Annotated in this window: 25 protein-coding genes; 17 read left to right on the top strand and 8 right to left on the bottom strand. The window is 68.4% G+C overall.

Annotation, left to right across the window (positions count from 1 at the left end; translation table 11 throughout):
- Window positions 1-10 precede the first annotated feature (10 nt).
- The 5 genes from AC1Q6E_RS02020 to AC1Q6E_RS02040 all read left to right on the top strand — a co-directional run bounded on the left by AC1Q6E_RS02020 (window position 11) and on the right by AC1Q6E_RS02040 (window position 4,234).
- Window positions 11-640 carry a fumarate hydratase C-terminal domain-containing protein gene (locus AC1Q6E_RS02020; protein ID WP_492572103.1) on the top strand — a complete coding sequence of 210 codons (630 nt, stop codon included), beginning with the start codon at window positions 11-13 and terminating at the stop codon, window positions 638-640.
- Window positions 641-682: 42 nt separating this feature from the next.
- Window positions 683-1,663 (top strand): Bug family tripartite tricarboxylate transporter substrate binding protein, encoded by a 981-nt coding sequence (locus tag AC1Q6E_RS02025; protein ID WP_152797860.1) that lies wholly within the window; start codon window positions 683-685, stop codon window positions 1,661-1,663.
- A 172-nt stretch (window positions 1,664-1,835) separates the two neighbouring features.
- Window positions 1,836-2,456, top strand: a complete 621-nt coding sequence (locus AC1Q6E_RS02030) for a flavin reductase family protein (RefSeq protein ID WP_130356452.1) — start codon at window positions 1,836-1,838, stop codon at window positions 2,454-2,456.
- 130 nt (window positions 2,457-2,586) lie between these two features.
- Window positions 2,587-3,342 carry an HpcH/HpaI aldolase family protein gene (locus tag AC1Q6E_RS02035; RefSeq protein ID WP_296557911.1) on the top strand — a complete coding sequence of 252 codons (756 nt, stop codon included), beginning with the start codon at window positions 2,587-2,589 and terminating at the stop codon, window positions 3,340-3,342.
- A gap of 31 nt (window positions 3,343-3,373) precedes the next feature.
- The gene (locus AC1Q6E_RS02040; RefSeq protein WP_492572104.1) at window positions 3,374-4,234 is read left to right on the top strand and encodes a cupin domain-containing protein; all 861 of its coding nucleotides are present in this window, start codon (window positions 3,374-3,376) and stop codon (window positions 4,232-4,234) included.
- On the opposite strand, the gene AC1Q6E_RS02045 is transcribed toward AC1Q6E_RS02040, so the two are convergent.
- Together AC1Q6E_RS02045 and AC1Q6E_RS02050 are read right to left on the bottom strand one after the other, a co-directional pair.
- The gene (locus AC1Q6E_RS02045; protein WP_492572105.1) at window positions 4,231-4,998 is read right to left on the bottom strand and encodes a DNA-binding transcriptional regulator; all 768 of its coding nucleotides are present in this window, start codon (window positions 4,996-4,998) and stop codon (window positions 4,231-4,233) included. The two genes, AC1Q6E_RS02040 and AC1Q6E_RS02045, sit on opposite strands and share 4 nt — an antisense overlap.
- A gap of 87 nt (window positions 4,999-5,085) precedes the next feature.
- Window positions 5,086-6,045, bottom strand: coding sequence for an amidohydrolase family protein (locus AC1Q6E_RS02050; RefSeq protein WP_152797863.1), 960 nt, complete (start codon window positions 6,043-6,045; stop codon window positions 5,086-5,088).
- A 211-nt stretch (window positions 6,046-6,256) separates the two neighbouring features.
- On the opposite strand from AC1Q6E_RS02050, the gene AC1Q6E_RS02055 reads away from it, so the two are divergent.
- From AC1Q6E_RS02055 to AC1Q6E_RS02065, 3 genes are all read left to right on the top strand, one after another.
- Window positions 6,257-6,568: a (2Fe-2S)-binding protein gene (locus AC1Q6E_RS02055; protein WP_152797864.1), complete on the top strand. Its 312-nt coding sequence runs from the start codon at window positions 6,257-6,259 to the stop codon at window positions 6,566-6,568.
- Window positions 6,569-6,822: 254 nt separating this feature from the next.
- The gene (gene mnmC, locus AC1Q6E_RS02060) at window positions 6,823-8,724 is read left to right on the top strand and encodes a bifunctional tRNA (5-methylaminomethyl-2-thiouridine)(34)-methyltransferase MnmC2/FAD-dependent 5-carboxymethylaminomethyl-2-thiouridine(34) oxidoreductase MnmC1 (RefSeq protein ID WP_492572192.1); all 1,902 of its coding nucleotides are present in this window, start codon (window positions 6,823-6,825) and stop codon (window positions 8,722-8,724) included.
- 266 nt (window positions 8,725-8,990) lie between these two features.
- On the top strand, window positions 8,991-11,219 hold the full coding sequence (locus tag AC1Q6E_RS02065; RefSeq protein ID WP_296558406.1) for a glycoside hydrolase family 31 protein: 2,229 nt from the start codon (window positions 8,991-8,993) through the stop codon (window positions 11,217-11,219).
- A 316-nt stretch (window positions 11,220-11,535) separates the two neighbouring features.
- On the opposite strand, the gene AC1Q6E_RS02070 is transcribed toward AC1Q6E_RS02065, so the two are convergent.
- Window positions 11,536-12,354 (bottom strand): copper resistance protein NlpE N-terminal domain-containing protein, encoded by an 819-nt coding sequence (locus AC1Q6E_RS02070; protein ID WP_296558404.1) that lies wholly within the window; start codon window positions 12,352-12,354, stop codon window positions 11,536-11,538.
- Window positions 12,355-12,547: 193 nt separating this feature from the next.
- Between AC1Q6E_RS02070 and AC1Q6E_RS02075 the strand changes: the two genes are divergently transcribed.
- Window positions 12,548-13,402 (top strand): prepilin peptidase, encoded by an 855-nt coding sequence (locus tag AC1Q6E_RS02075; protein ID WP_152794430.1) that lies wholly within the window; start codon window positions 12,548-12,550, stop codon window positions 13,400-13,402.
- Window positions 13,396-14,040 (top strand): dephospho-CoA kinase, encoded by a 645-nt coding sequence (gene coaE, locus AC1Q6E_RS02080; protein WP_152792473.1) that lies wholly within the window; start codon window positions 13,396-13,398, stop codon window positions 14,038-14,040. The genes AC1Q6E_RS02075 and coaE overlap by 7 nt, the downstream gene beginning before the upstream one ends.
- A gap of 19 nt (window positions 14,041-14,059) precedes the next feature.
- On the opposite strand, the gene AC1Q6E_RS02085 is transcribed toward coaE, so the two are convergent.
- A complete protein-coding gene (locus AC1Q6E_RS02085; RefSeq protein ID WP_492572106.1) occupies window positions 14,060-15,016 on the bottom strand; it encodes a Bug family tripartite tricarboxylate transporter substrate binding protein in 957 nt (318 codons plus the stop codon).
- 125 nt (window positions 15,017-15,141) lie between these two features.
- Here AC1Q6E_RS02085 and AC1Q6E_RS02090 point away from each other — a divergent pair, with 125 nt between their 5' ends.
- The 3 genes from AC1Q6E_RS02090 (at window position 15,142) to AC1Q6E_RS02100 (ending at window position 17,286) form a co-directional block, all read left to right on the top strand.
- Entirely contained in the window at window positions 15,142-16,107 is a 966-nt protein-coding gene (locus tag AC1Q6E_RS02090) for a LysR family transcriptional regulator (protein ID WP_296558398.1), read from the top strand.
- Window positions 16,108-16,276: 169 nt separating this feature from the next.
- Complete coding sequence (zapD, locus tag AC1Q6E_RS02095) at window positions 16,277-17,032, top strand: cell division protein ZapD (protein WP_492572107.1); 756 nt, start codon at window positions 16,277-16,279, stop codon at window positions 17,030-17,032.
- Window positions 17,033-17,070: 38 nt separating this feature from the next.
- Window positions 17,071-17,286, top strand: coding sequence for a DNA gyrase inhibitor YacG (locus AC1Q6E_RS02100; RefSeq protein ID WP_152792469.1), 216 nt, complete (start codon window positions 17,071-17,073; stop codon window positions 17,284-17,286).
- Window position 17,287: 1 nt separating this feature from the next.
- Here AC1Q6E_RS02100 and AC1Q6E_RS02105 read toward each other — a convergent pair whose 3' ends face one another.
- Window positions 17,288-18,196: a LysR substrate-binding domain-containing protein gene (locus tag AC1Q6E_RS02105; protein WP_152792468.1), complete on the bottom strand. Its 909-nt coding sequence runs from the start codon at window positions 18,194-18,196 to the stop codon at window positions 17,288-17,290.
- 120 nt (window positions 18,197-18,316) lie between these two features.
- On the opposite strand from AC1Q6E_RS02105, the gene AC1Q6E_RS02110 reads away from it, so the two are divergent.
- Together AC1Q6E_RS02110 and AC1Q6E_RS02115 are read left to right on the top strand one after the other, a co-directional pair.
- The gene (locus AC1Q6E_RS02110) at window positions 18,317-19,465 is read left to right on the top strand and encodes an FAD-dependent monooxygenase (protein WP_152792467.1); all 1,149 of its coding nucleotides are present in this window, start codon (window positions 18,317-18,319) and stop codon (window positions 19,463-19,465) included.
- Between the two features lie 64 nt (window positions 19,466-19,529).
- Complete coding sequence (locus tag AC1Q6E_RS02115) at window positions 19,530-20,492, top strand: Bug family tripartite tricarboxylate transporter substrate binding protein (protein WP_492572108.1); 963 nt, start codon at window positions 19,530-19,532, stop codon at window positions 20,490-20,492.
- Between the two features lie 56 nt (window positions 20,493-20,548).
- Here AC1Q6E_RS02115 and AC1Q6E_RS02120 read toward each other — a convergent pair whose 3' ends face one another.
- Both AC1Q6E_RS02120 and AC1Q6E_RS02125 read right to left on the bottom strand, forming a co-directional pair.
- Window positions 20,549-21,661 (bottom strand): thiamine phosphate synthase, encoded by a 1,113-nt coding sequence (locus AC1Q6E_RS02120; protein WP_296556855.1) that lies wholly within the window; start codon window positions 21,659-21,661, stop codon window positions 20,549-20,551.
- Entirely contained in the window at window positions 21,654-22,505 is an 852-nt protein-coding gene (locus tag AC1Q6E_RS02125) for an ATP-binding protein (RefSeq protein ID WP_492572193.1), read from the bottom strand. The genes AC1Q6E_RS02120 and AC1Q6E_RS02125 overlap by 8 nt, the downstream gene beginning before the upstream one ends.
- 249 nt (window positions 22,506-22,754) lie before the next feature.
- Between AC1Q6E_RS02125 and AC1Q6E_RS02130 the strand changes: the two genes are divergently transcribed.
- Both AC1Q6E_RS02130 and AC1Q6E_RS02135 read left to right on the top strand, forming a co-directional pair.
- On the top strand, window positions 22,755-23,015 hold the full coding sequence (locus tag AC1Q6E_RS02130; protein WP_152798170.1) for a type II toxin-antitoxin system RelE/ParE family toxin: 261 nt from the start codon (window positions 22,755-22,757) through the stop codon (window positions 23,013-23,015).
- A gap of 11 nt (window positions 23,016-23,026) precedes the next feature.
- Entirely contained in the window at window positions 23,027-23,311 is a 285-nt protein-coding gene (locus AC1Q6E_RS02135) for a HigA family addiction module antitoxin (RefSeq protein WP_492572109.1), read from the top strand.
- Window positions 23,312-23,347: 36 nt separating this feature from the next.
- Here AC1Q6E_RS02135 and argJ read toward each other — a convergent pair whose 3' ends face one another.
- Entirely contained in the window at window positions 23,348-24,574 is a 1,227-nt protein-coding gene (gene argJ, locus AC1Q6E_RS02140; protein WP_152798171.1) for a bifunctional glutamate N-acetyltransferase/amino-acid acetyltransferase ArgJ, read from the bottom strand.
- Window positions 24,575-24,617 lie beyond the last annotated feature (43 nt).

The raw sequence follows: 24,617 nt of genomic DNA on the forward strand, positions 1-24,617 counted from the left end.
GACGAGCATCGTGAATACCCATCGCCTGACCCTGCCGGCAAGCGCGGACGACATCGCCCGCGTCCAGGCCGGCGACCTGGTCTACCTGACCGGCGACATCGTCGTCACCATCGGCCTGCCCACCCACCAGCGCATGGTGGCCTACGCCAGCGAGGGCAAGCCGCTGCCGGTGGACGTGCACGGCGGCGCCTTCCTGCACCTGAGTTCGTACAACCGCGAAAGCGACACGCCCTCCGGTTACGAGGCGCTGTACATGAACCCCACCACCAGCACGCGCTACGACGCGCTCATGCCGACGCTGATCCGCGCCTACGGCCTGCGCATCGTGGGCGGCAAGGGCGGCCTGGGTGAAGAAAGCGTCCAGGCCATGCGTGAGACGGGCTGCATCTACCTGTCCTTCCTGGGCGGCGGCTGCACCCTGCTCGCGCGCGCGATCCAGGAGGTCGTGTCCGTGCACTGGGAAGACTACATCTCGCAATTCCGCCTGGTTACCTTGCGCGTCAAGGATCTGGGACCCGCCACGGTGGGCATCGACGCCCACGGCAACAGCCTCTACCACCAGTTGCGCGAGAACGTGCAGCAGCGGCTGCCCGGCATCCTCGAAGAACTCGACCAGCACCGCGCGGATTCCACGCACTGAGTGCGGCAACCTTCTTCATCATTACGACAGATCGGAGACCCCATGAAGAACCATCGACTTCTCGTTTGCGCCACCGCCATCCTGGCACTGGGCGCCACCACCGCCCATGCCAAGGACGACGCCGCGTCGTGGCCCACCCGGCCGGTGCGGCTGATCGTGCCGTTCCCGGCCGGCGGCAGCACCGACGTGGTCGCGCGCCTGATCGCCGAACGGCTGGGCCAGAAACTCGGCCAGCAATTCGTCGTCGACAACCGTCCGGGCGCGGCCGGCAACATCGGCACCGACCAGGTCGCCAAGGCGTCCCCGGACGGCTACACGCTCACGCTGACGACCTCGGGCCCGCTGGCCAACAACAAGTACCTGTACAAGTCCATGCCGTACGATCCGGCCAAGGACCTGACCCCCATCGTGCTGGTGGGCGAAATTCCGCTGGTGATCGTGTCCACCGACAAGACCCCGGCCAAGAACCTGAAGGAATTCATCGCGCTGGCCAAGGCCGCGCCCGGCAAGTATTCCATCGGCAACCCGGGCAACGGCACCATCGGCCACCTGGCCTATGAATTGCTGCGCCACAACACCAAGACCGATTTCCTGGGCGTCCCGTACAAGGGCGACACGCCGGCCATGACCGACCTGCTGGGCGGCTCCATCCAGGCCATCGTCGCGCCCATCACGGCCTTCATCCCGCAGATCCAGAGCGGCAAGATGAACGGCCTGGCGGTGACCTCGAAGAAACGCTTCCCCGGCACGCCCGAGGTGCCCACCGCGATCGAGCAGGGTTTCGACGTCGAGGCCTCGGTCTGGTTCGCCGTGGCGGGTCCCACCGGCATGCCCCGTCCCATCGTCGACAAGCTCAACCGCGAGATCAACCTCGTGCTGAACTCACCCGAGGGCCGGGCCAAGCTCGAGCAGTTCGGCGCGGTCGTGGGCGGCGGTTCGCCCGAGCAGCTGGATTCGCTGATGAAGATCGAAAGCGCGAAGTGGAAGCGGATCATCGAGGACGCCAACATAAAGTTGGACTAAGGACTGGAGCCCCCCCTACGCCCTTCGGGCGCCCCCCAGGGGGGCGATGCGGGTGGACCGGCGCAGCCGGATCCACCGCATCCTCGGTCTGGAGTGTTCTTCTTGGGGCCGGGGTGTTCTTCTTGAATTGTGGGACACGGGTTTGTGGGGGGTTCTCCCCATGGAGTTTTGAATGAGCGGTTTCGTTACGTTGAAGACCGAGGGCATGAGCACCGAGGAGGCCTATCGGCTGATCGTGGGCTGCGTGGCGCCTCGGCCGGTGGCGTGGATCACCACGCAGGACGAGTCGGGGCGGGTCAATGCCGCGCCGTTCAGCTCGTACAACTATGTGGCGCACAGCCCGCCGATGCTGGCGGTGAACATCGGCTCGCGCAAGGGCGAGCTCAAGGACACCGCGCGCAACATCGTCGAGACGCGCGAGTTCGTGGTGAACGTGGCCACGGAGGCCACGCTGGAGCTGATGCATGCCTCGGGCGCGGACTACCCGCCCGAGATCGGCGAGCCCCAGGCTCTGGGCATCGAGCTGGCGCCCAGCACGGTGGTGCGGCCGCCGCGCATTCCCGCCACGCCGATCCAGATGGAATGCCGGCTGGAACACGTGCTGCCGCTGGGCCGGGGCCTGAACACGCTCTACATCGGCGAAGTGGTGGCCTTCCACCTGTCCGAGGCCATCTTCAACGGCCGGCACATCGATGCCGTGGCGATGCGGCCCATCGCCCGGCTGGGCGGACCGTACTACGCGGGGCTGGGCGAGATCTTCCATCGGCCGATGCTGCAAGCGCCGCCGATCTGACCCCCCCTACGCGCTTACGCGTGCCCCCCAGGGGGCGGCACTGGCGGACCGGCGAAGCCGGATCCGCTGTGCCCTGGAAACCAACGGGCTGGCGGGGGTTTGGAGTTCTTAATTTTTTTAAGGAATGTTGATGACGGGTTCATCTGGGGATTTCAGCCGGTCGGTGCAGGCCGGGACGTTCATCAAGACGGTGTCGCCGCACGTGGTGGAAATACTGGGGACGACGGCGCTGGACTTCGGGGTGCTGGATGCCGAGCACGCGCCGTTCGACCGGGTGGCGCTGGACTTGATGATGATGGCCGGACGGGCCGCGCGGCTGCCGCTTTTCGTGCGGGTGGCCGACTACGAGGCTTCGACCATCCTGTCGACGCTGGACCTGGGCGCCGCCGGCATCGTGGTGCCGCACGTCGATGACGCCGGGCAGGCGGAGCTGATCGTCTCGCGCGCCCGCTACAAGGGCGGGGTGCGGGGTTTTTCCAGCTCGCCGCGGGCGGCCGGCTACGGGACCATGACCTACAAGCAGGCCCAGGAGGCGGGCGACCAGACGCTGGTGATGTGTCAGATCGAAAGCGTCGAAGGCCTGGCCAACGTCGAAAGCATCGCCGCCGTTCCCGGCGTGGGCGGACTGTTCGTGGGCCGCGCCGACCTGGCCTTGTCCATGGGCGAGGAAGGCTCGCGCAGCCCTGCCGTGCTGGAAGCCACCGCCCGCATCGTCCGCGCGGCCCTGGCCGCCGGCAAGATCGCCGCGATGTTCGTGGCCAATGCCGCCGAGCGCGACGAATTCGCCGCCCAAGGCGTGACCTGGTTCGTGATCGGATCCGACCAATCCCTGCTGCGCCAGGGCGCGCAATCGGTTGCCGTGGCCGGCGACCGGTCGCACGGCTGACGCGGCGCTCATTCATGCAAAGGTGAAGCCCATGACTGTCCAACAACCGCGGTCCGCGACCTATGCCGCGCACTACGACACGGCCCCGCAGCAACAGGACGCCGGCGCGCGCACCTGGCTGACCCGGGGCGCCAATTTCGTCGTCGCCGTCTCGCAGGTCGAAGCGGGTGCCGTGCTGGCGCGCGACGCCAATCCCGACGAGTACTTCGTCTTCGTGCACAGCGGCGGCGCCCGCATCCAGGCGGGCGCCGACCTGATCGATGCCGCCCCCGAGACCGTGACCATCGTTCCCCCCGGCGCGAGCCGCGTCGAAGCCACGGCGGCGGGCACCATCGTGCGCGTGTTCTCCAACCGCGCCGCCGACCTGGCGGCGGCCTCGGTCAACCAGGCCGTCTATGCCGACGGCGCCCCAGAGGTCGCGCCGCTGGTGCCGTGGCCCGATCCGCCGGCCGGCTTCAAGCTGCGCCACTACGTGCTGGCCGACCATGTGCGGCCGGACAGCAACATGCGCATCTTCCGCAGCACCAACCTGATGGTCAATTTCCTGGCCAAGCGCGTGGTGCCTCGCGACGTGCACAAGCTCAGCCCGCACACCCACGCCGACTTCGAACAGGGTTCGCTGGCGATCCAGGGCACCTATGCGCATCACCTGCGCTGGCCGTGGACGCCGGACATGGACATGTGGAAAGAGGACGAGCATGTCGAGATCGGCAGCCCGTCCGTCACGGTCATCCCCGCGAAGGTGCTGCACACCAGCCGCAACGTCAGCCAGGGCGACTGCTGGCTGATCGACATCTTCGGCCCGCCCCGCATGGATTTTTCCAGCAAGCCGGGCCTGGTCTGCAACGCGGACGAGTACCCCATGCCCGCGCCGGCCGCCGCCGCGGCCTAGAGTCTGGCGAGGTCCTCGGAGATGCCCCGGGAGACCTCTTGCAACGGCTCCAGGTAGCGCTCGACGACCTGCTCGTTGGTGAGCGTGGACGCGAACCACGTCATGCCGAACGAGGCCACCACGTGCTTGCCGTCGAACACCGGCACCGCCAGCGTGCCGGATACCGGGCGCACCGCGGGGTCGCGCAACGCGTAACCCTGCGCCCGCGTCCGTTCGATCATCCGCCGGACCGCGTCCTTGTCCCGTGCCGGCTCATCCTCGGGACTCTTCGACTGCCGCAGCAGCGCGAGAATGGTCTCGCGCTCGTCCTCTTCGCAAAAGGCCAGGTAGGCGCGCCCGATGGCGCGGCTGACCAGGCTCAGGCGCATGTTGATGGTGGAATGCAGCAGCGACAGCGGCGAATGGGGAATGGTGCTGTAGCGCACCACCATCGCATCGGTGTCGAACACGGCAATGGCCAGCGGCCACTTGATGGCCTCGGTCAGCGCGTCCAGGCGCGGCCGGGCTGCCTCGACGATGCGCGGCTCGCTGTGATAGCCCGACGACAGCGTGTTGACCAGCGACGTCAGGTAATACGCGCCGTACTGCGGCGCATGGCGCACCAGCCCCTTGGAAGCGAGGGACTCCAGCAGGCGGATCAACGATGGCTTGGGGATGCCCGTCTGCTTGTGCAGGACGTCCAGGGTCGACACCGGCTGGCGGTTGAGAGCCTGCAGCAGTTCGATGGCGCGGACAACGGCTTGGACGGGCGGAAAAGAAGGCACGCGGACCTCCGTACGGAAAGAACGCCGGCCGGCGATTATCGCATTGCCGGATGCGTTCCATCTTCCGTACGGCTGTCCTGGTGAAAATCAGCGCCGGGCGCCGCCCTTCACGAACACGCGCTTGCCGGTATCGTGCCAGACCGCGCGCTTCTCTTCGTCGTTCAGCAGGACCGAGGCGTCGAGCATGCGTTGCACCATTTCCTTGTAGGTGCCCGACGAGGTGCCGATGTCCGAGCCCCACATGATGCGGTCGGCGCCGAACAGGTCGACCGCGCGGCGCAGCACCTGCTCGGCCGGCACGTCGGCCTCGCGGTACTCGTCCAGGTTGATCGAGGTGAACTTGAAGAAGATGTTCTGTTCGTGCGCCAGCTTCTCGAAGCGTTCGTCCAGGCCGAAGTGTTCCTCGGTGGCCTCGGGCTCCAGCAGGTGGTCCAGCACGATGCGCACGTTCGGATAGCGGCGGGCCAGTTCGATGATGGTCGGCACCGACGGACCGCCGCCACCCACGGCCAGCACTTCCAGATCGATGACCAGGCCGAACTCCTCGGCCACGTCCCAGGTCTTGAGCGCCTGCGGCGAGTTCAGCCACGGCATGCTGCCGTCGGGCTGGCGGCCACCGAACAGGCGCACGCCCGCCAGGCCGTTCTTCTCGATGTAGCTGCGCACCAGGCCCGGCGTGCCGGCATCCTCGGCGTCCAGGATGACCACCGCCGAGAAGATATCGGGATGGGCGTCGGACGAATCCAGGATGTAGCTGTTGTCGTAGCGGTAGATCATGCGCTTCTGCACGGCCACCGCGCCGTCGACGTTTTCTTCCTGCATCCAGACCAGCATGCGCGCCACGTCGGGCACTTCATTGATCGGATTGGGACCGTGCTTGCCGCCCGGCTTGCCGATCACGCCCGGGGCGCGCGGCGGCGCATCGGCGGCCCGCTTCATGGGATTGCGCGGATAGCGCACCTGGTCATCCGCCACCAAGTGGGCGTGCGAATCGAACAACAGCGGACGGGCGCCGGCGGCCGACGGGGCTTGCTTGTCTTGGGTCATATCCAACTCTACGTGTTTACAGCAGGGACTGTATCGCCACGTGGCGCGGCCCGCACCCGATATTCTCCAACTTTTCGATGGTCGAAAAGTTTGCCGTATCACGTATCACCCACGCAAAACCGGCCTCTTGCAAATCTTGAGAATATTATCGATAATTAATCTCATTACGATGACCACTGCGGTTCACATTGCGCCGCAACCGAGTCCCGCCATGTACGTTTGTGTCTGCAACGCCATCACCGAACGCCAGATCCGCAGCAGCGTGGAATCCGGCGCCACCACCCTGGCCGACCTGCAATTCGACCTGGGCGTGGCGACCTGCTGCGGCTCCTGCGCCGACACCGCCTGCCAATACCTGCCGGCCGGCGCCAGCGCCTGCGAACACGCCTACGAAGCCTCCATCTCGGCCGCCGGCGGCCGCACCGAAGCCACCGAACTGCCCCCGCCCCGCGCCACGACGCGCCGCTTCCCCATCCACGTCGTCGCCGCCGGCGCCGACGCCGACGCCGCCAAGGCGGCGTAGGGGTCCCCCCCTACGCGCTGACGCGCGCCCCCCAGGGGGCGAAACCGGCGGACTGGCAAAGCCAGATCCGCGGTTTCCTGGGTCTAGGGAAAGTATCCTGACTGAAGCACGGTTGCTACCGCTGGCAGCCAGCGAAGCACCGCCGCCACACTCCAAGAAACAGGTACTAGACCCAGGATGCGGTGGATCCGGCTCCGCCGGTCCACCCGCATCGCCCCCTGGGGGGCGCCCGAAGGGCGTAGGGGGGGGTTATCATCCTCGCCGTGTTTACGCCTCTGACCCCCTCCCGGCCCGCCTTCGATCAGGATGGCCTGCCCTACAGCCCGCGCTACGGCGATATCTATCATGCCGCCCAGGGAGCGCTGGAGCAGGCTCGCCATGTGTTCCTGGCGGGCAACGGGCTGCCGGAGCGATGGCGCGGGCGTGAGCGTTTTACGGTGTGCGAGACCGGATTCGGCCTGGGGCTGACTTTCCTGGCGCTGTGGCGGGCATGGCGCGACGATCCCCGGCGCAGCCGGCGGCTGCACGTGGTGTCGATCGAGGCCCATCCTTTCTCCCGCGAGGATCTGGCGGAACTGTTGCAGCCCCGGCTGCCCGCCGGGTGGAAGGACATGGCCGCGCAGTTGCTGGCGCAATGGCCGCCGCTCTTGCCGGGACTGCACCGGCTGGACCTGGATGGCGGCGAGGTGACGCTGACCCTGGCCTTCGGGCTGGCCGAACAGGTCGTGCCCCGGCTGGTCCTGCGCGCGGACGCTTTTTTCCTGGATGGCTTCAAGCCCTCCGTGAATCCCGACATGTGGTCCGAGCCGCTGATGCGGGCGTTGGCGAGACTGGCCGCGCCGGATGCCACGGCGGCGACCTGGGCGAGCGCCGGCGCGGTGCGCCGGGCCTTGCGGACGGCAGGGTTCGAGGTCGAGCGCCGGAGCGGTTTCGGTGGCAAGCTCCATATGACCGTGGCGCGTTTTGCACCGCGCTTCGAGCGCCGCCACGCGCCGGCCGAGCCGCCGTCCTTCGCCGAGCGCCATGCCGTGGTGGTGGGGGCGGGCATCGCGGGGGCGGGCGTGGCGCATGCGCTGGCGTTGCGCGGCTGGCGCGTGTCCGTGTTCGATCCGGCGTGGGGCGCCCGGCCGCCGGAAGCCGGCCACCTGGCCGCCGCGTTGACGCCATTGCTGGCTCGCGACGACAGCCCGCGCGCGCGCCTGAGCCGCGCCGGGGCCTTCCGCGCGGCGGCGCGCTGGGCGCCCTGGGTGGATGGCGGGATCGTCGACCGCTGCGGCACCGTCCAATTGGCCAAGTCCGACGAGAAAGAGGCCGGCATGCGTGCCATGCTGGCGGAGCTGGGGTTTCCGGCAGATTGGGCGTGCCCGGTGACGCGGGAAGAGGCCAGCGCGCTGGCGGGCTGCCCGACGGCGCGCGGCGGCGTGTATTTCCCCGGCGGGTTACGGGTGCGTCCCCGCCAATTGGGCGCGGCGCTGCTGTCCCGGCCGGGCATCGCGGTCCGGGCGGCGCGGGTGGCCCGCATCGAGGCGCTGCCGGCGGACGTGCCGTCGGGGCGGCGGTGGCGGGCTATCGATGGCGATGGCGCCACGCTGGCCGAAGCCGAGATCGTGGTGCTGGCCAATGCCGCCGAGGCGCCGCGGCTGCTCGCCGCCAGCGGCCTGGCGGCGACCGGAGGCGAACTGCCGGGCTTCTTCGGGCAAAAAGCCATCGCTGGGCAGATCACGCTGCTGCCGGCGCAAGCGGCCGCCTGGCACCCGCCGCATTGCGTGGTGGCGGGCGACGGCTATGTGTTGCCCGCCGTGGATGGCATGTGCGTGGCCGGCAGCACTTATGTGCATGACGCCCCGCGGGCGGTCGCCACGGCCGAGGGCCACGCGGTCAACCTCGAGCGGGCCGGCCGGCTCCTGCCGGAGCTGGCCGGCGCCGGCCTGGATCCCAGTGCGTCCATGGGCTGGGCGGGCTGGCGCGCCGTGTTGCCCGGCCGGCTGCCGGTGATCGGCGAATCGCCTGTCCAGGGCGGGCTTTGGGCGGCGTCGGGCTATGCCTCGCGCGGACTCAGCTGGTCGGCCCTGGGGGGCGACATTCTGGCCGCTTTCCTGGAGGGAGAACCTATGGTGCTGGAAGGGGATTTGCTGCGCATGATCGCCTGGCGCTGATTCCGGTCCGAATCGTGGGAAAATAGAGGGATTAACAGCAAAAAGACGTCCCTGTGGGCGCGCGGTGCCTGGCCCGTGGGCCTCGGCAGCGCATGGATGAGCGAGAGACGGCTGCTTCCACGGTTTATTTGCCTCCCCGAATCCGTCAAAATAGAGGTTTTGGCGAAAAAGTGCGGTCTTTTGCCGCATTTGGGGCGGATAGCGGGGCCTCGCGAGGGTTGCGTCTTTGCTATTGCCAATCTGTCGAAAGCGATCGAGGGAAACCTGTGCCACTTCAATTCGACTCCTCCCGCTACCAGCGTCTGGAATCCCTGTCTCTCAACACGACCGGTCCGGCCGCCGTCCGCTTCACCACGGACCAGGGCCAGCCGGTGCTGGTCGAAGCCAGCGCGCCTGGCGTGTTCAGGTTGAGCATGGGTACGCCCGCCGTGACGGGCAAGCCGGCCTCCGGCCCGGCCGCGCGCGCCGCGGCCCTGCATGACCTGCTGGCCCGGGACGAGGCCATAGGCGAGGCCGTGGTTGAACAGGCGGACGTGGCCGGCCAGCCCGGCTGGCGCATCGTCCAGGGCGACAACGTGCTCGAGATCGCCGCCAATCCCGTGCGGCTGGCCCTTTACCGCAAGGGGCAGCAGGTGTTGGCTTCCTCCGCGGACGAGGACCTGTGCCCGCTCGGCACCGAGGACGCGGCGGCTCCGGCATCATGGGCCCTGTGCTTCGACCTCGCGGCCGGCGAAGCCGTCCACGGCCTGGGCGAGAGCCGCATCATGCTGGATCGCCGCGCCGAGCGCGTCGTATCCGACGAGGCCGAGTCGCGCGCCCTGCCGCTGGCCTGGAGCCCGCGTGGCTGGGGGCTCTACGTCAATACGCTCGAGTCCGTCGTGCACGACATCGGCCTGCCCGAGTTCGCGCCCGACAGCTACGTGGTGACCATCGCCGATGCCCAGCTGGACCTGTTCCTGTTCGTGGGCGAACCGGCCGAGATCCTGAACCAGTACACCCAGCTGACCGGCCGCGCCGGACAGCCCACGTTGTGGAGCATGGGGGCCTGGCTGCACGAGGCGGCCGGCACCGGAGCCGGGCAACTGGCGGCCGTGGCGGGCCAGATGCGCAGCCGCGGCATGCCCGTGGATGCCGTGTCGTTCAGGCCGCCCGCGGCCTGGGACATCCGCGCCAAGCTGAACCTCGAATGGGACGCCGCCCGCTTCCCCGACCCGCGCCAGGTGCTGGGGGAGTTCAAGGGACTGGACCTGAAGGTGTGCGCGCCGGGCTTTCCGGGCGTACCGACCCAGAGTCCCATGTTCGCCGAGCTCGAGGACAAGGGCTGGCTGCTGACCGACGACACGGGCGGCGCCCAGGTGTTCGCCGGCGTGCCCGCCAGCGCGGGAGCCGCTTTCGGCCTGCTCGACCTGACCCACCGCGACGTCTGGACCTTCTGGCGCGACAAGATCCGCCAGATCATGGACGAAGGTGTCGATGCGGTGTCCTGCGACATCCAGTTCGACATCCCCGACGGCGTCGAGGCGCGCAACGGCGATACCGGCGCCAGGCTGCGCACGGCCTATCCCATGCTGGCCAAGCGCTGCCTGTTCGAGGCGGCGGCCTGGAACAAGACGCCGCCCGAGGGCGTGGTGTGGAGCCGCGATCTTTTCCCGACCGGCCAGCGCCTGCCCATGCAGGCGCCCGTGTCCGTGCCCAACACCTGGGAAGGCCTGGCCGAATCGCTGCGCGCCGCGCTGACCTCGGGCGCCAGCGGCTTGCCGGCCCATGCCCATGACATCGGTTCGCCCGAGCATCCGCTGGGCACCATGACGCCCGAGCTGTACCTGCGCTGGCTGGCGGCCGGGGTGTTCAGCTCGCACCTGCGCTTTCATGCGGTGCCGGGCCTGCTGCCCTGGGATTTCGGCGACGAGGCCTTCCAGCACGCGCAGACGCTGATGCAGTGGCGCTACCGGCTCATTCCCTACGTGCTGGGCGTGATCGAGGACGCGGCCCGCACCGGCCTGCCGGTGCAGCGCTCCATGGCCCTGTCCTTCCCGGAGGATCCCGAGGCGCACGCCCACGAGTTGCAATACCTGCTCGGCCCGGCCCTGCTGGTCGCGCCAGCGGTGCAGCCCGGCAACCAGATCCGTGTCTACTTCCCCAAGGGCGAGGCCTGGTGGGACCTGAACACGGGCTGGCGCTACGAGGGCGGCACGACCTGGACCTTCGAGTGCGGACTGGACCGCCTGCCGCTCTTCGGCCGCGAAGGCCACATGCTGTGCCTGGGCCCCGCCGCCCAGCACACCGGCGAATTCAACTCAGCCCGCATCCTGGACGAGGTCTGGCTGTTCGGCATGCCGGTGCACAACCCCAGCGTGATGCGCAACAAGATCCGCGTCATGCAGATGCAGGGATCGAGCTACGCCAAGGGCCTGGAAGGCCTGAAGATCCTGCCGTCCGAAGGCCTGGAGGTGAAGCGCCGCGGCGCGGAAGTGCGTATTTCCAGGGCAAGGTAGAAGACCCCCCCCTACGCGCTGACGCGCGCCCCCCAGGGGGCGAAACCGGCGGACCGGCAAAGCCGGATCCGCGGTTTCCTGGGTCTGGTACGCGCTTCTTGGATTGGATCATCCTGGCTACCGCTGGCTGCCAGCGATGGCAACGGTGCCACAATCCAAGAAACTGGAGCTAGACCCAGGATGCGGTGGATCCGGCTTTGCCGGTCCACTCGCATCGCCCCCTTGAGGGGGCGCCCGAAGGGCGTGGGGGTGGCCTTCCCTTCCGGTCCGCCAGTTTCGCCCCCTGGGGGGCGCGCGTCAGCGCGTAGGGGGGGGCCTAGTCCTCGCAGGGGCTGTCCAGGGTGCCGCGGGCGAGTTTGTCCACGACGACCGATTCCACCGGGGGTTCGCCGGTGCGGGCGATGTGGCCGTCTATCCACATCAGCACGGGGGTGCCGGGCGCCACGCGCAGTTTGGCGTAGGCGTCGGCCAGTGCCTGTGCCTGGCCGGTGGGCGATACGGGATAGCGCTTGCCGGTGCTGCAGATGGCGAAGGTGGGCTGGCCGTCCTTGGACACGACCTTGCCGCGCATCGTGAAGCTGTCGGTGATGAAATCCACGTCGAACTGCTGGGTGAGCGCATAGTTCAGCGTGGACTGGATGGGGTCGCCGTTCTGGTCCAGCATGCGCAGCGTCGTGCCCGAAATGAACTCGTAGAGTCCGCCTTCGTTGCGGTCGCCGATCAGGCGGATCTGGTCGGACGAGTCGACCAGGCGCTCCCAGCGGCCGGTGCTGACGAAGCTCTGTTCCTTGTTGTCGCGGGTCCCGAAATACACCCGGCGCATGCGCCAGGTCCAGTCGGGCAGCAGCGTGAGCGTGACGCGCTGGCCGGCGCAATCGGCGCAGGGGATGACGCCGCGGAAGGTTTGCGGCTGGGCCAGGGGCACGCCCCGGTCCTGTCTGCCCCGGTCCGCCTGTTCCTGCGTCATGGCGGGAGGCGGCGGCACCACCGCGTCGGCGGCGGTCAGGGTGCCGGAGTGCTGGCGGTCAGGCAGGGGGATGGAGCACGCGCCCAGTCCGGCCGCCACGACCAGGGCGGCGGCCAGGGTGGCAAGGCGGGAAGGAGCGGGACGGGGCGAAAGGGGCGGGTTGGTCATGACGGCTCCGGCTCTTGAGATTTACCGCAAGTCTACCCTGTTGCGTCTGCCGGCATGCGATGGACAAGGCGGCGAATGGGCGGGTTGCCGTTTCGCGGGGGATGACATTTATTGCACGGCCCGCTCCACGCGGGACCCGGGGGGCGGTTAAGCTTGCGGGGGGCCGCCGTGGCGGCGTTTTTCATCTTTGTCTATGTCATTCGTGCAGATACTCGCGGCCACCCCGTGGCTGGCAGGCGCGGCCGCCGCCGTGCTGGGGCTGGTGGTGGGCAGCTTCCTCAATGTCGTGATCGCGCGCCTGCCGCAGATGATGCAGCGTGCCTGGCAGGCACAGTGCGCCGAGCTGCATGGCGACGCGCCGTCCGGGCAGGAGCGTTTCGACCTGGCGCGTCCCGCTTCGCATTGCCCGGCATGCCGGCATCCCATCTCATGGCGCCACAACATCCCGGTCCTGGGCTGGCTCGTGCTGCGCGGCCGCTGCGCCCACTGCGCCGCGCCCATTTCCTGGCAGTATCCCCTGGTGGAACTCGCGGCGGCGGCCTTGTTCGCGGCCTGCGTGGCCGTGTTCGGCGTGACGTGGAGCAGCCTGGCGGCCATGGCGTTCTGCGCGGCCTGCCTGGCGTTGGCGGTGATCGATCTCCAGACTTCGCTGCTGCCGGACGACCTGACGCTGCCGCTGTTGTGGGGGGGGCTGTTCGTCAATCTGTGGGGCGGCTTCGCCTTCCTGCCCGACGCGGTCATCGGCGCGATGGCCGGCTACGGGGTGCTGTGGTCGGTGTATTGGCTGTTCCGCCTGCTGACGGGCAAGGAGGGCATGGGCTATGGCGATTTCAAGCTGCTGGCCGCCATCGGGGCCTGGTTGGGGTGGCAGAGCCTGCCACTGGTCATGGTGGCGGCGTCGCTGGCCGGCGTGGCGGTGGCCGGGGGGCTGCTGCTGGCCGGACGGGTGCGGCGCGACCAGCCGCTGCCCTTCGGTCCGTATCTGGCGGTGGCGGGCGTGGCGGCGCTGTTCGCCGGCGACGCATGGATTAAGCTGCTGGCATGGTAGGCACACCTTCTTCTTCCGGCGGGCGGCCCCTGCGAGTGGGCTTGACGGGCGGCATCGGCTCCGGCAAGACGGCCGTGGCCGATCTCCTGGAGGCCCAGGGCGCGGCGGTCATCGACACCGACGCCATCGCGCATGCGCTTACCGCGCCGGGCGGCCTCGCCATCGAGCCGCTGCGGCGCGAATTCGGCCCGGACATGATAGGCGCCGATGGCGCGATGGATCGCCCCCGCATGCGGGCGCTGGTGTTTTCCGATGCCCGCGCCAAGGCGCGGCTCGAGGCGTTGATCCATCCGCTCATCGGCCAGGAGGTCGAGCGCGAGGCGGCCGCGCGCCAGGGGCTCTACCAGGTCTTCGTGGTGCCGCTGCTGGTGGAGTCCGGCCGCTGGCGGGATCGCGTGGACCGCATCTGCGTGGTCGATTGCGACGAGGCCACCCAGGTCCTGCGCGTCCGGCGCCGCAGCGGCCTCGCGCCCGAGATGGTCGCCCGCATCATGGCCGCCCAGGCCACGCGCGCCCAGCGCCTCGCGGTGGCCGACGACGTCATCGTCAACGATGGCCAGACCACGCCCGCCCAGTTGGCGGCGCGTACGCTGGACCGGCATCGCGCCTGGCTCGACCTGTCCGCGCTGCCCGTTTGAGCGCGGCGTCGAGCCGGACTCACTGGATGTCCAGCTTGCGGATCAGGGCGTCCCATCGCGCCCGCGTGTCATGCAGCCAGGCCGTGGTTCGCGCCGAGTCCGCCCAGAAGGGCGTCACGGCCATCTGGTCCAGTTGGCGGCGTACTTCGGGGCTTTCCAGGATCTCGCGCAGCAGGTCCCCCCACTTCTTCACCACGGACGCTGGCGTGCCCGCGGGAAACAGGATCACCTGGCTGAACTGCACGTCGAAGTCGGGTACGCCCTGTTCCTGTACGGTGGGGACTTGCGGCAACTGCGGGTTGCGGGCCGTGGCCGAGGTGGCCAGCGCCTGCAGCGCGCCGGACCGCACGTAGGGCAGCGTGTTGGTCGAGGCCACGAAAGCCAGCGGCACATGGCCGGCCACCACGTCGGACAGGGCGGGTGCGTTGCCCTTGTAGGGCACGTGCGTGCCGCGTATGCCGGTCCTGGCCTTCAGCAGCTCGAAAGTCAGGTGGCCCGGCGAGGCCAGGCCGGCCGAGGCGTAGGTCAGGTCTTCCTTCGTGGCCCGGTCCAGGAAGTCGCGGAAATTCTTCAGGCCCAGCCTGGGGTGGGCCACCAGTACCTGCGAGGTGGTGCCGAAGATGCCGGCCGGCACGAGGTCGCGGAAGGGGTCCAGCCCCATGTTCTTGTAGACCGAGGGATTGATCGTCAGCAGGTGGTCGATGCTGACCAGCGCCGTGTAGCCGTCCTTGGGCGACCGGGCGACGTATTCGGCGCCGATGTTGCCGCCGGCTCCCGCGCGGTTCTCGACGATGACGGGTTGTTTCAGGCGCGATGCCGCCTGTTCGGCGATCAATCGCGCAATGAGATCCAGCGGCCCGCCGGCGGCGAAGTTGATGACCAGCTTGACCGGGCGGTCGGGGTAGTCGGCGCCCCGGGCCCAGGGCGCGGCGGCAAGAAGGAAGAAGGCGAGGAAAAGGCGCGCAAGCGGTCGCATGAGATGTCTCCGTGGAAGGGGGGCGGGCTGGCTGGGCCAGTCTGGTCGGCGCCGTGCCTGCATTATGGGAACGGAGAGGTATTTCCTTCCAATGATAAAATGCCGGGCTGTCATACATAAAATTCATGGCAATGAACTGGACCCGGCGCTTGCGCATCCGGCAGCTCGAAGTGCTGAGCAGCCTGGCCGATACGTGCAATCTCAGTCACACCGCCGATCGCCTCTGCATGACGCAGCCAGCACTGTCCAAGTGGCTGGCCGAACTGGAGGGCGAACTGGGCGTGCCGTTGTTCGAACGCCATTCGCGGGGCCTCGTGCCCACCCGCTTCGGCGCGGCGATGGCCGAGCATGCCCGCATCATGCTGGCCGAGGTCGAGCGGGCCAGCCAGACCATGGCGCTGATGGCCGAAGGGGCGGACGGCCATCTGTCCATCGGGGTGACGGCCACGGTCTCGACCGGGCTACTGCCCGACAGTGTGGCCCTGCTGCTGTCGCGCCGTCCCGAAACCCGTTTGTCCATCACCGAATCGACCCTGGACCAGCTCCTGCCACCGCTGCTGGAACGCCGCCTGGACTTCGTGGTGACGCGTCTCGAAGGCGATGCCATCGACGACCGCCTGCGCTGCACGCCGGTCTACAGCGAAAGCATCGCGGTGGCCGCGCCCCCCGCGCATCCGCTGGCCGGCCGCCGCGGCCTGACGTGGGCCGATCTGGACGGATGCGGCTGGGTGGTGCCGCCCAAGGGCAATCCGCTGCGGCGCGAACTGGACGCCGAGTTCGCGCTGGCCGGGCAGCCCGCGCCCCGCTACCGTGTGGAGGCGGTGGGCATCCTGATGCTGGTGGCCATGATGCAGCGGGCCAGCCTGCTGACCGCGCTGTCGCGCCGCGCACTGGACTATTTCCAGGCCGCCGGCCAACTGGTCGCGCTGGACCTGCCCACCCGCCGGCAGGGCATGGTGGGCATCCTGCGCCACCGCGACGCGCCCGACACCACGCTGCATCGCGACTTCCACGCGGCCTTGCTGGAGGCGGCCGGGGCGGCCGGCGTCACAACTCGAAACCGCATTGCCGGGCGGCCTGCTTCAAAGTAAGGGGGGATCGGGCTACGGTTGAGTGTTTTCCTGTCTGCTCCGTACCTACAATGATGGAGGTGTTCCGAAGCGCCCGCGCAAGGGCCGTTCGGAAGCGGACAAGGCAAGTGTCGCCGTGTCCATGCGGTACAGGTATATTTCTACGAAATTCCGATTCCGGACGGTCTACGTGGTTCTTTACGAATACCCATTCAACGAGCGCGTCCGTACGCTGCTGCGTCTGGAAAGCCTCTTCGATAATCTGTTCTTCTTCGTGCGGCAACCGGATGCCCGCGGGCATCACGTCGCATTGACCACGCTGTTTGAAATCCTGGACGTGTCGGCGCGCGCCGACCTCAAGTCCGAGCTGCTGCAGGACCTGGAGCGCTACCGCCAATCCTTGAGCTCGCTGCGCGAGCATCCCGGCGTCGACCGCCAGACCCTGGACGTCATGCTGTCCAGCATCGAGCAGGCCACGGGCTCGCTCGTGGCCCAGGGCAAGACCGGCCAGCCGCTGCGGCAGAACGAATGGCTGACCAGCATACGCAGCCGCCTGGCGATCCCGGGCGGGGCCTGCGAGTTCGATGTCCCGTCCTTTCACGCCTGGAAGCACAAGCCGGTCGAGCAGCGGGTCCAGGATCTCGCCCAGTGGGTCGAGCCCTTCCTGCCCATACGGGACGGCCTGGCCATCGTGCTGAAGATGCTGCGCGAATCGGGCCGGCAGGTCGCGGTGGTGGCCGAGGGCGGCGCCTTCCAGCAGATGCTGGGCGGCAAGGCCTACCAGTTGCTGCGCATCTATGTCGACGACACGCTGGGTGTGTTTCCCGAAGTCAGCGCCAACAAATACATGGTGTCGGTGCGGTTCTCGTCCCAGGGGGGGGATCTGAAGCCCCAGCCGGTGACGGCCGACGTGCCCTTCCGGCTGACGCTGTGCAACAGCTTCTGAGGGCGGCGGATCCCTCGTCCCCTGGCTACAATGCGGCCATGGTCAAGAAAGTCAAATGCCCCACCTGCGCCAGGCCGGCCCCATGGAGTCCCGAGAACGCCTGGCGGCCCTTCTGTTCCGAACGCTGCCGCCAGATCGACCTGGGGGCCTGGGCGGCCGAGAAATTCGCGATTCCCGGCGCGCCGCTGGAGACCGACGACCTGAGCGGGGACTCCTCGGGGCGCCTGTTTCCTCCGCCGCCGTCGGTGAATTGAACTAGGCGTTGGCCAGCAGCGTCCGGATGTCCAGCGACCGGAGCAATTGCATCGTCTCCCGCGTCAGCCGGGTCAAGGGTTGCAGCCGCGCCGTGCACATGATCAGGTTGTTGTGCATGGACGGCGAATGTACGCGCGCCGTGGCCAGGGTGCCCGCGCGCCGCTGCGGCCCGATGGCGCTGGCCGACAGCAGCGCGTAGCCTTCCCCGCTTTCGGCCAGCGCGACCATGGTGTGCACCGCATTGACTTCGGCGACGATGTCCAGGGCGATGCCGCGCCGGCGGCAGGCGGCATCCACCACCGCGCGGATGGTGTTGGGCTCGCAGGGCAGGATCAGCGGGTAGTCCGCCAGCGCATCGACGGGCAGCGATTCGGGCAGGCGCTCGCCCGGACCGGGTACCGACCCCACCAGCATCAGTTCCTCCTTGAACACGGGTTCATAGTCCAGCGTCTCTCCCGGGGCGGGGTCGTACAGCAGCGCGACGTCGACCCGGCCTTCGTGCAGCCATTCCCTCAGGCTCACGCTCAGCCCTTCGGTCACGGTCAGCGCGGCGCCGGGCAGGCGCTCGCGGAAGCCGCGCACCAGGCTGGGGGCGAGCAGGTGGGCGATGCGCGGGGGGAAGCCGACGACGATCTTGCCGCGTGGCACCGCCTTCAGTTCGTGGATTTCCTGTCGCGCGGTGGCCAGGCGATCGAGGACCACGCGGGCATGTTCCAGCAGGCGCCTGCCTGCCTCGGTCGGCTCCACGCCACGGCCGTTCCGGTAGAGCAGGTGCTCGTGCAACTCCACTTCCAGCAGGCGGATCTGCCGGCTCAGGGAAGGCTGGGTCATTTCGAGCACCATCGCGGCGCGGGTGAAGCTGCCGGCGTCGACGACCTGGACGAAGTACTCGAGTTGCTTGATATCCATCCCCGGCCTTTCCTCGCATAGAGAAGTTCTATAGCTGCTAGTGCTGTTCTGCAATTTACTCGATATGTCTGGACTTCAATAATGAGTGCTTCCGCGATGGCGGATCATTGGAGGAGTTTCATGAAGAAGTCGGAGTTGCCGGTTGCGATCATCGGCGCGGGGATCGGCGGATTGGCGGCGGCGGTCGCCCTGCGCGCGCAGGGCGTGGCCGTGCACGTGTACGAACAAGCGCGTCAGTTCGCGCGCATCGGCGCGGGCATCCAGATGTCGCCCAATGCGATGAGGGTGCTGGATGGGTTCGGACTGCGCCCGCAGCTGGAAGAGATCGCTTTCTCGCCCCGGTCGTCCCTGAATCGGGCGCACGACACCGGCGCCGTGACGAACGAGTTTCCGCTGGCCGAGGCTGTCCTGGAGCGCTATGGCATGCCTTTCCTGGCCATGCATCGCGGCGACCTGCATGCGGCGCTGGCCGCGCGGGTGCCGCAGGAGCACATGTCGCTGGGCAAGAAGCTCATGCACCTGGACCAGGGAGACCGCGAGGCCGTGCTGCGGTTCGAGGATGGCAGCGAGGCCCGCGCGGCCGCCGTCATCGGCGCCGATGGCGTGCATTCCCTGGTGCGCGAGCTGCTGCTGGGCGAGGAGCAGCCTCGCTTCACCGGCCGCGTCGCCTACCGCACGACGTTTCCCGCGAGCCGGCTGGGCTCGCTCGACATCGGCCGGTCGCGCACGAAATGGTGGGGGCCGGACCGCCACATCGTCATCTACTACGTGACCCGGCGCCAGGATGAGGTCTATTTCGTCACCAGCCAACCCGAGGACGCGGGCTGGCTGACTCCCGAGTCGTGGTCGGCCAAGGGTGACCTGGAGGTGCTGCGGGCGGCCTATGCCGATTTCCATCCCGATGTGCGCGCCGTGCTGGCAGCATGCCCGGACGTGCATAAATGGGCGATCTTCCAGCGCGATCCGCTGCCGAGCTGGGGACGGGGCAATATCGTGCTGATGGGCGACGCCTGCCATCCGATGACGCCCTACATGGCCCAGGGCGCGGCCATGGCGCTGGAGGATTCGGTCGTCCTGGCGCGCTGCGTGGCGGAGCACGGCGCCGATCTCGACATGGCGTTCCGCCTGTTCGAGCAGGTCCGCAAGCCCCGCACGTCGGCGGTGCAGGCCGGGTCGAGCGCCAACAACTGGATGCGCGAGTCCACCAACCCGGACTGGGTCTATGGCTACGACGCCTGGAATGTATCGCTGGACGCAGGCGCACAGTAGGCCTTTCCAGCCGGACGGATCCGGGAGCCCGGCGTCCGTCCGGCGCATGAAAACAGGAGACAGCATGAAAACACGCATCAAGACTTTCGTCGCGGCCATGGCGCTGGGAGCCGTCCCGGCGCTGGCGGCGCACGCCGATTATCCGGACCGTCCCATCAAGCTGGTGGTGCCGCACGGACCGGGAGGCGTCGCCGACACCGTGTCGCGCATCTTTGCCGACGCCCTGGCGCGCGAACTCAAGCAACCGGTCATCGTCGAGAACAAGGCCGGCGCCAGCACCATGATAGGCGCGGACTACGTCGCCAAGGCAGCCCCGGACGGCTACACCTTGCTCATGGCATCCGTGACCACGCTGTCGATCAACCCTTTCCTGTATCCGAACATCACCTACGACCCCAAGCGCGACTTCGCGCCGGTTTCCATGGTCGCGGCGCTGCCGTTCTATCTGATGGCCAGCCCCACGCTGGGAGTCAAGAACGTGAAGGAACTGGTGGCGCTGGCCCGGTCGCGGCCCGGCCAGTTGAACTATTCATCGCCGGGGTCGGGCACCTCGCCGCACCTGGTGGGTGCGTTGTTCGCCTCCATGACCGGCGTCGACACCCTCCACGTGCCTTACAAGTCGACCGCATCGGCCGAGGTCGATCTCAACGCCGGTCGCATCCATTTCGCCTTCACCGGTTCGGGCATGGCGCCGATCCGGTCGGGCAGGGTGATCGGCCTGGGGGTGACCAGCGGCGAACGCCTGGCCTCCATGCCCGAACTGCCGACGCTGAAGGAACAGGGCCTGGACCTGGAGGCGACCGTCTGGAATGGCGTGGTCGCTCCCGCCGGCACGTCGACGGAGATCGTCGGCAAGCTCGCCGCCGCGCTGGCCCGGATCGCCCGGTCGCCGGACGTCAAGGAGAAGGTCCAGGCGCACGGGGGCCTGACGGTGGGCAATACGCCCGCGGAGTTCAAGCGCCTGATCGATACCGAGGCCGCGCGGTGGGAGAAGGTCATCAAGGAGGCCAGCATCACCGTGCAGTGACGCTGGCGGGAGGCCGGGGGCCGGCGGGCGGGCGCCGCCGGCCTGGCGCCCTGGGGTCAGTTGCCCCAGAAGCCGCCTATGCCCGCGACGCCGTGGGCGCCATGGGCGATGGCGGTCGTGCGCGTACCGGGGGATTGCCCGCCCAGCGCGAACACCGGCAGGCCGGCGTGCAAGGCCAGCTTGCCGAAGGTTTCCCAGCCCATGCCGGGCTGGCCGGGATGCGAAGGCGTGGGCAGCACCGGCGCCAGCACCGCGAAGTCGGCGTCCAACTGGCGTGCACGCTCCAGCTCCGCGGCGTCGTGGGCCGATACGCCCAGCATCGCGCCGGGCGGGAGCGCGGGGCGTTGCGCCGGGATGTCGGCGGCACGCAGGTGCACGCCGTCGGCGTCGGCGATCCAGCCGCGCGGATGCACGCTGTTGACCAGGACGCGCGCGCCGGCCGATCGGGCACGGGCCACCACCTGTTTCAATACCCGGCGCAGCGTGTCGTCGGCCGCGCCGCCGGGCCAGCCCGGTTCGCGGAACTGGACCAGCTTCAGGCCCGAGGCCAGCGCGGTATCCAGGCGTTGCAGGAAGGCGTCGACGTTGGCGGGCGCGCCGATGTTCGTGATGGCATAGGTGCCGGGCACGTGCAGCCAGCGCAGCGGCGGCAGCGTGGCCGGCAGGAGCGGGCCGATGCGCGGCTCCAGCGCCAGTCCCAGCGCATCCTCCGGCGACTGCGCGCGGGCCTGGGCCGCTTCCAGGTCGGTCGGCTGCTCGCCACGGGCGAGGCGCGCTTCCAGCGCCTTCAGCCGCGCTTCATGATCGCGCCGCGCCGCCTGTGCCTCGGCCTCGTTCGCGTCCCGTATCCGGCCCCATTGCAGCGCCTGCGACTCCAGTCCCCGCGGCTCGCCTTCCCAGCGCGTGACGCGGCAGAAATACAGCCTGACGGTGGCGTGCGAGTACGCGTGCACATGCGTGACCCAGGTCGACGACTCCAGCACCGTCACCCCCAGCTCTTCCTTCAGCTCCCGCGCCAGGGCCTGCAGGATCGTCTCGCCCGGCTCCAGCTTGCCCCCGGGCAGTTCCCACCATCCCGCATAAGGCTTGCCTTCGGGCCGCTGGCCCAGCAGCAGGCGTCCGTCCGGTTGCAGCATCACTCCCACCGCGACATCGACGATCTTAGTCATTCCGCGCTGCCCAGTCTTTCGCGAATTGCCAGGCGACCCGGCCCGAGCGCGAGCCGCGTTCCAGCGTCCATTGCAGCGCCTCGGTACGGGACCTGGCGATGGACTCCTCGCTGCATCCCAGCTCGCGCAGCCAGTGCGCGACGATGTCCAGGTAGTCGTCCTGCTTGAACGGATAGAACGACAGCCACAGGCCGAAGCGCTCGGACAGCGAGATCTTTTCCTCGACGGTCTCGCCGGGGTGGATCTCGCCGTCGCTCTGGTGCTTGGCCTGCAGGTTCTCGTGCATGTACTCCGGCATCAGGTGGCGCCGGTTGGACGTGGCGTAGATCAGCAGGTTCTGGGTCGAGGCGGCGATGGAACCGTCCAGCACCGATTTGAGCGCCTTGTAGCCGGGCTCGCCTTCCTCGAACGACAGGTCGTCGGCGAAAACGATGAAGCGCTCGGGCCGCTCGGCCACGGTCTCGACGATTTCCTGCAGGTCGCCCAGGTCGCTCTTGTCGACCTCGATCAGGCGCAGCCCGCGGTCGCCATGGGCGGCCAGCATGGCCTTCACCAGCGAACTCTTGCCGGTGCCGCGCGCGCCCGTCATCAGCACGTTGTTGGCCGGCTTGCCTTCCAGGAATTGCACCGTGTTGCGGTTGATCACGTCCTTCTGGCGATCGATGTGCTGCAGGTCGTCCAGGTCGATGCGCGCGATGTGCCGCACCGGCTCCAGCCAGCCCCGCGTTCCGCGCTTGCGCCAGCGGAAGGCGCGGGAATTCCAGTCCACGGCAGGCGGGGCGGGGGGCAACCAGGCTTCGAGCTGGGCGAGGACGCCCTCGGCGCGTTTCAGGAAAGAGGCCAGATCGACAGGTGGGGAGGACTCGTTCGGCACAGCGGCGTTCCTATCTTCGGCCGGAGCCGCGCGGCCCCGGATCGTGTTCTTGAACGACGGATACCGGCCCGGGCGGGCACGCCGCCGAGGCCGGTATCCATCTACGGCATCGGGTATTGCACCATTTTTTTCGATGGCGCGCCCGGCGAGGGGGGGCCGCCAAGAACGAGTCCATAGAGATCGATTGATGTTTGAGTAGTGTATAGATGCACTATACGAATGATCAAAAGCTTCCGGCACAAAGGCATTCAACTGTTCTTCGAGACGGGTTCAAAAGCCAAGATCGTGGTGAAGCATGCCGCGACGTCGGAGGCCGATATGTCGGCCCCGGGCTGGAATCTGCATCAACTGAGCGGGAAGAACCCCAAGGGGCAGTCCGTTGCCGGACATTGGGCCGTGTCGGTCAGCGGCAATTGGCGCCTCACGTTCTATTTCGAGAACGGAGACGCCGTCCTGGTGGATTACCAGGACTATCATTAGGAGAGCAAGCCATGCGTATGCATAATCCCGCTCATCCCGGCTTTGTCCTGCGAGAGTACCTGGGCGACATGAGCACTACTGACGCTGCCAAGCACTTGGGCGTAACCCGGGCTGCGCTTTCGCGCATCCTGAACACGCGTGCAGGTATCTCGGCGGAGATGGCCCGGCGGCTGCAACTTGCCTTGGGCACCAGCGCCGAAATGTGGGTCACCATGCAGGCCTACTATGACCTGTGGGTTGCCGAGCAACAACCGGCGCCCAAGGTGAGCCCTCTGCACGAATGTCGCACTTGCTAGACTCGTCAGTCGAACGCGGCGCTGGAGCGTGGAGGATCAAGATCTGTAGTCGGCGTTGATGCTCACGTACTCATGCGAGAAATCGCACGTATACACCGTCTCCGCCACGTTCCCCCGGCCCAGCGAGATGCGCACGGCGATCTCGGCCTGCTTCATCACGCGCTGGCCGTCTTCTTCCCGGTAGTCCGGGTTGCGTCCGCCGCTCTTGGCCACCCACACGTCGTCCAGCCACAGGTTGACCCGGCCCACGTCCAGGTCGTCGATGCCGGCATAGCCGATGGCCGCCAGGATGCGCCCCAGGTTGGGGTCCGAGGCGTAGAAGGCGGTCTTGACCAGCGGCGAATGCGCCACCGAATAGGCGACCTTGAGCGCCTCTTCCTGGTTGCCGGCGTCCTCGACCCGGATGGTCATGAACTTGGTCGCCCCCTCGGCGTCGCGCACGATCAGTTGCGCCAGTTCGGTCGCCGCGGCCTTCAGCGTGGCCAGCAGTTCGGGGTAGAGCGGATCCGACTCGGATTCGATGCGCAGGCCGGCGCGGCCGGTCGCGGCGATGATGAAGGAGTCGTTGGTGGAGGTGTCGCCGTCCACCGTGATGCGGTTGAACGAGACGTCGGCGACCTGGCCCGCCATGCGCTTGAGCAGGGCGGGGGCGATGGCGGCGTCGGTGGCCAGGAAGCCCAGCATGGTCGCCATGTTGGGGCGGATCATGCCGGCGCCCTTGCTGACGCCGGTCAGCGTGATCTGGTGGCCGCCGATGTTGGCCTTGCTGGACACGATCTTGGGCAGCGTGTCGGTGGTCATGATGCCGTGCGCGGCCTCGGTCCAGTTGCCCGGCGCCAGCGCCTTGACGGCGGCCGGCAGGCCCGCCTCGATGCGGTCCACCGGCAGCGGCTCCAGGATCACGCCGGTCGAGAACGGCAGGACCTGGCGCGGATCCAGGCCCAGCAGCCCGGCCAGCGCGTCGCAGGTGGCGCGGGCGGCGGCCAGTCCGGGCTCGCCGGTGCCCGCGTTGGCGTTGCCGGTGTTGATGACCATGGCGCGGATGGGCAGCGATTGCGCCAGGTGCTCCTCGCACACCTGCACCGGGGCGGCGCGGAAGCGGTTGCGCGTGAAGACGCCGGCCACGCTGGTGCCCTCGGCCAGTCGGAAGACGGTCAGGTCGCGGCGACCGGCCTTGCGGATGCCGGCTTCGGTGACGCCGATTTCGACGCCGTCCACCGGAAAGACGAGTTCGGGAGCGGGAATGTGCAGATTGACGGCCATGGCTGTCCTCGCGGGGCGGAAGGGGCGGGGCGCGGCCTGCGCC

It is taken from the genome of Pigmentiphaga sp. MLSB6-MA01 (genome assembly GCF_058793475.1).

What these genes read in the sequence shown, in the direction of transcription:
- AC1Q6E_RS02025 (WP_152797860.1), top strand. Translation starts at nt 683, where the DNA reads ATGAAGAACCATCGACTTCTCGTTTGCGCCACCGCCATCCTGGCACTG.
- AC1Q6E_RS02030 (WP_130356452.1), top strand. Translation starts at nt 1,836, where the DNA reads ATGAGCGGTTTCGTTACGTTGAAGACCGAGGGCATGAGCACCGAGGAG.
- AC1Q6E_RS02035 (WP_296557911.1), top strand. Translation starts at nt 2,587, where the DNA reads ATGACGGGTTCATCTGGGGATTTCAGCCGGTCGGTGCAGGCCGGGACG.
- AC1Q6E_RS02040 (WP_492572104.1), top strand. Translation starts at nt 3,374, where the DNA reads ATGACTGTCCAACAACCGCGGTCCGCGACCTATGCCGCGCACTACGAC.
- AC1Q6E_RS02050 (WP_152797863.1), bottom strand. Translation starts at nt 6,045, where the DNA reads ATGACCCAAGACAAGCAAGCCCCGTCGGCCGCCGGCGCCCGTCCGCTG.
- AC1Q6E_RS02055 (WP_152797864.1), top strand. Translation starts at nt 6,257, where the DNA reads ATGTACGTTTGTGTCTGCAACGCCATCACCGAACGCCAGATCCGCAGC.
- AC1Q6E_RS02070 (WP_296558404.1), bottom strand. Translation starts at nt 12,354, where the DNA reads ATGACCAACCCGCCCCTTTCGCCCCGTCCCGCTCCTTCCCGCCTTGCC.
- AC1Q6E_RS02075 (WP_152794430.1), top strand. Translation starts at nt 12,548, where the DNA reads ATGTCATTCGTGCAGATACTCGCGGCCACCCCGTGGCTGGCAGGCGCG.
- coaE (WP_152792473.1), top strand. Translation starts at nt 13,396, where the DNA reads ATGGTAGGCACACCTTCTTCTTCCGGCGGGCGGCCCCTGCGAGTGGGC.
- AC1Q6E_RS02085 (WP_492572106.1), bottom strand. Translation starts at nt 15,016, where the DNA reads ATGCGACCGCTTGCGCGCCTTTTCCTCGCCTTCTTCCTTCTTGCCGCC.
- AC1Q6E_RS02090 (WP_296558398.1), top strand. Translation starts at nt 15,142, where the DNA reads ATGGCAATGAACTGGACCCGGCGCTTGCGCATCCGGCAGCTCGAAGTG.
- AC1Q6E_RS02100 (WP_152792469.1), top strand. Translation starts at nt 17,071, where the DNA reads ATGGTCAAGAAAGTCAAATGCCCCACCTGCGCCAGGCCGGCCCCATGG.
- AC1Q6E_RS02105 (WP_152792468.1), bottom strand. Translation starts at nt 18,196, where the DNA reads ATGGATATCAAGCAACTCGAGTACTTCGTCCAGGTCGTCGACGCCGGC.
- AC1Q6E_RS02110 (WP_152792467.1), top strand. Translation starts at nt 18,317, where the DNA reads ATGAAGAAGTCGGAGTTGCCGGTTGCGATCATCGGCGCGGGGATCGGC.
- AC1Q6E_RS02115 (WP_492572108.1), top strand. Translation starts at nt 19,530, where the DNA reads ATGAAAACACGCATCAAGACTTTCGTCGCGGCCATGGCGCTGGGAGCC.
- AC1Q6E_RS02120 (WP_296556855.1), bottom strand. Translation starts at nt 21,661, where the DNA reads ATGACTAAGATCGTCGATGTCGCGGTGGGAGTGATGCTGCAACCGGAC.
- AC1Q6E_RS02130 (WP_152798170.1), top strand. Translation starts at nt 22,755, where the DNA reads ATGATCAAAAGCTTCCGGCACAAAGGCATTCAACTGTTCTTCGAGACG.
- AC1Q6E_RS02135 (WP_492572109.1), top strand. Translation starts at nt 23,027, where the DNA reads ATGCGTATGCATAATCCCGCTCATCCCGGCTTTGTCCTGCGAGAGTAC.
- argJ (WP_152798171.1), bottom strand. Translation starts at nt 24,574, where the DNA reads ATGGCCGTCAATCTGCACATTCCCGCTCCCGAACTCGTCTTTCCGGTG.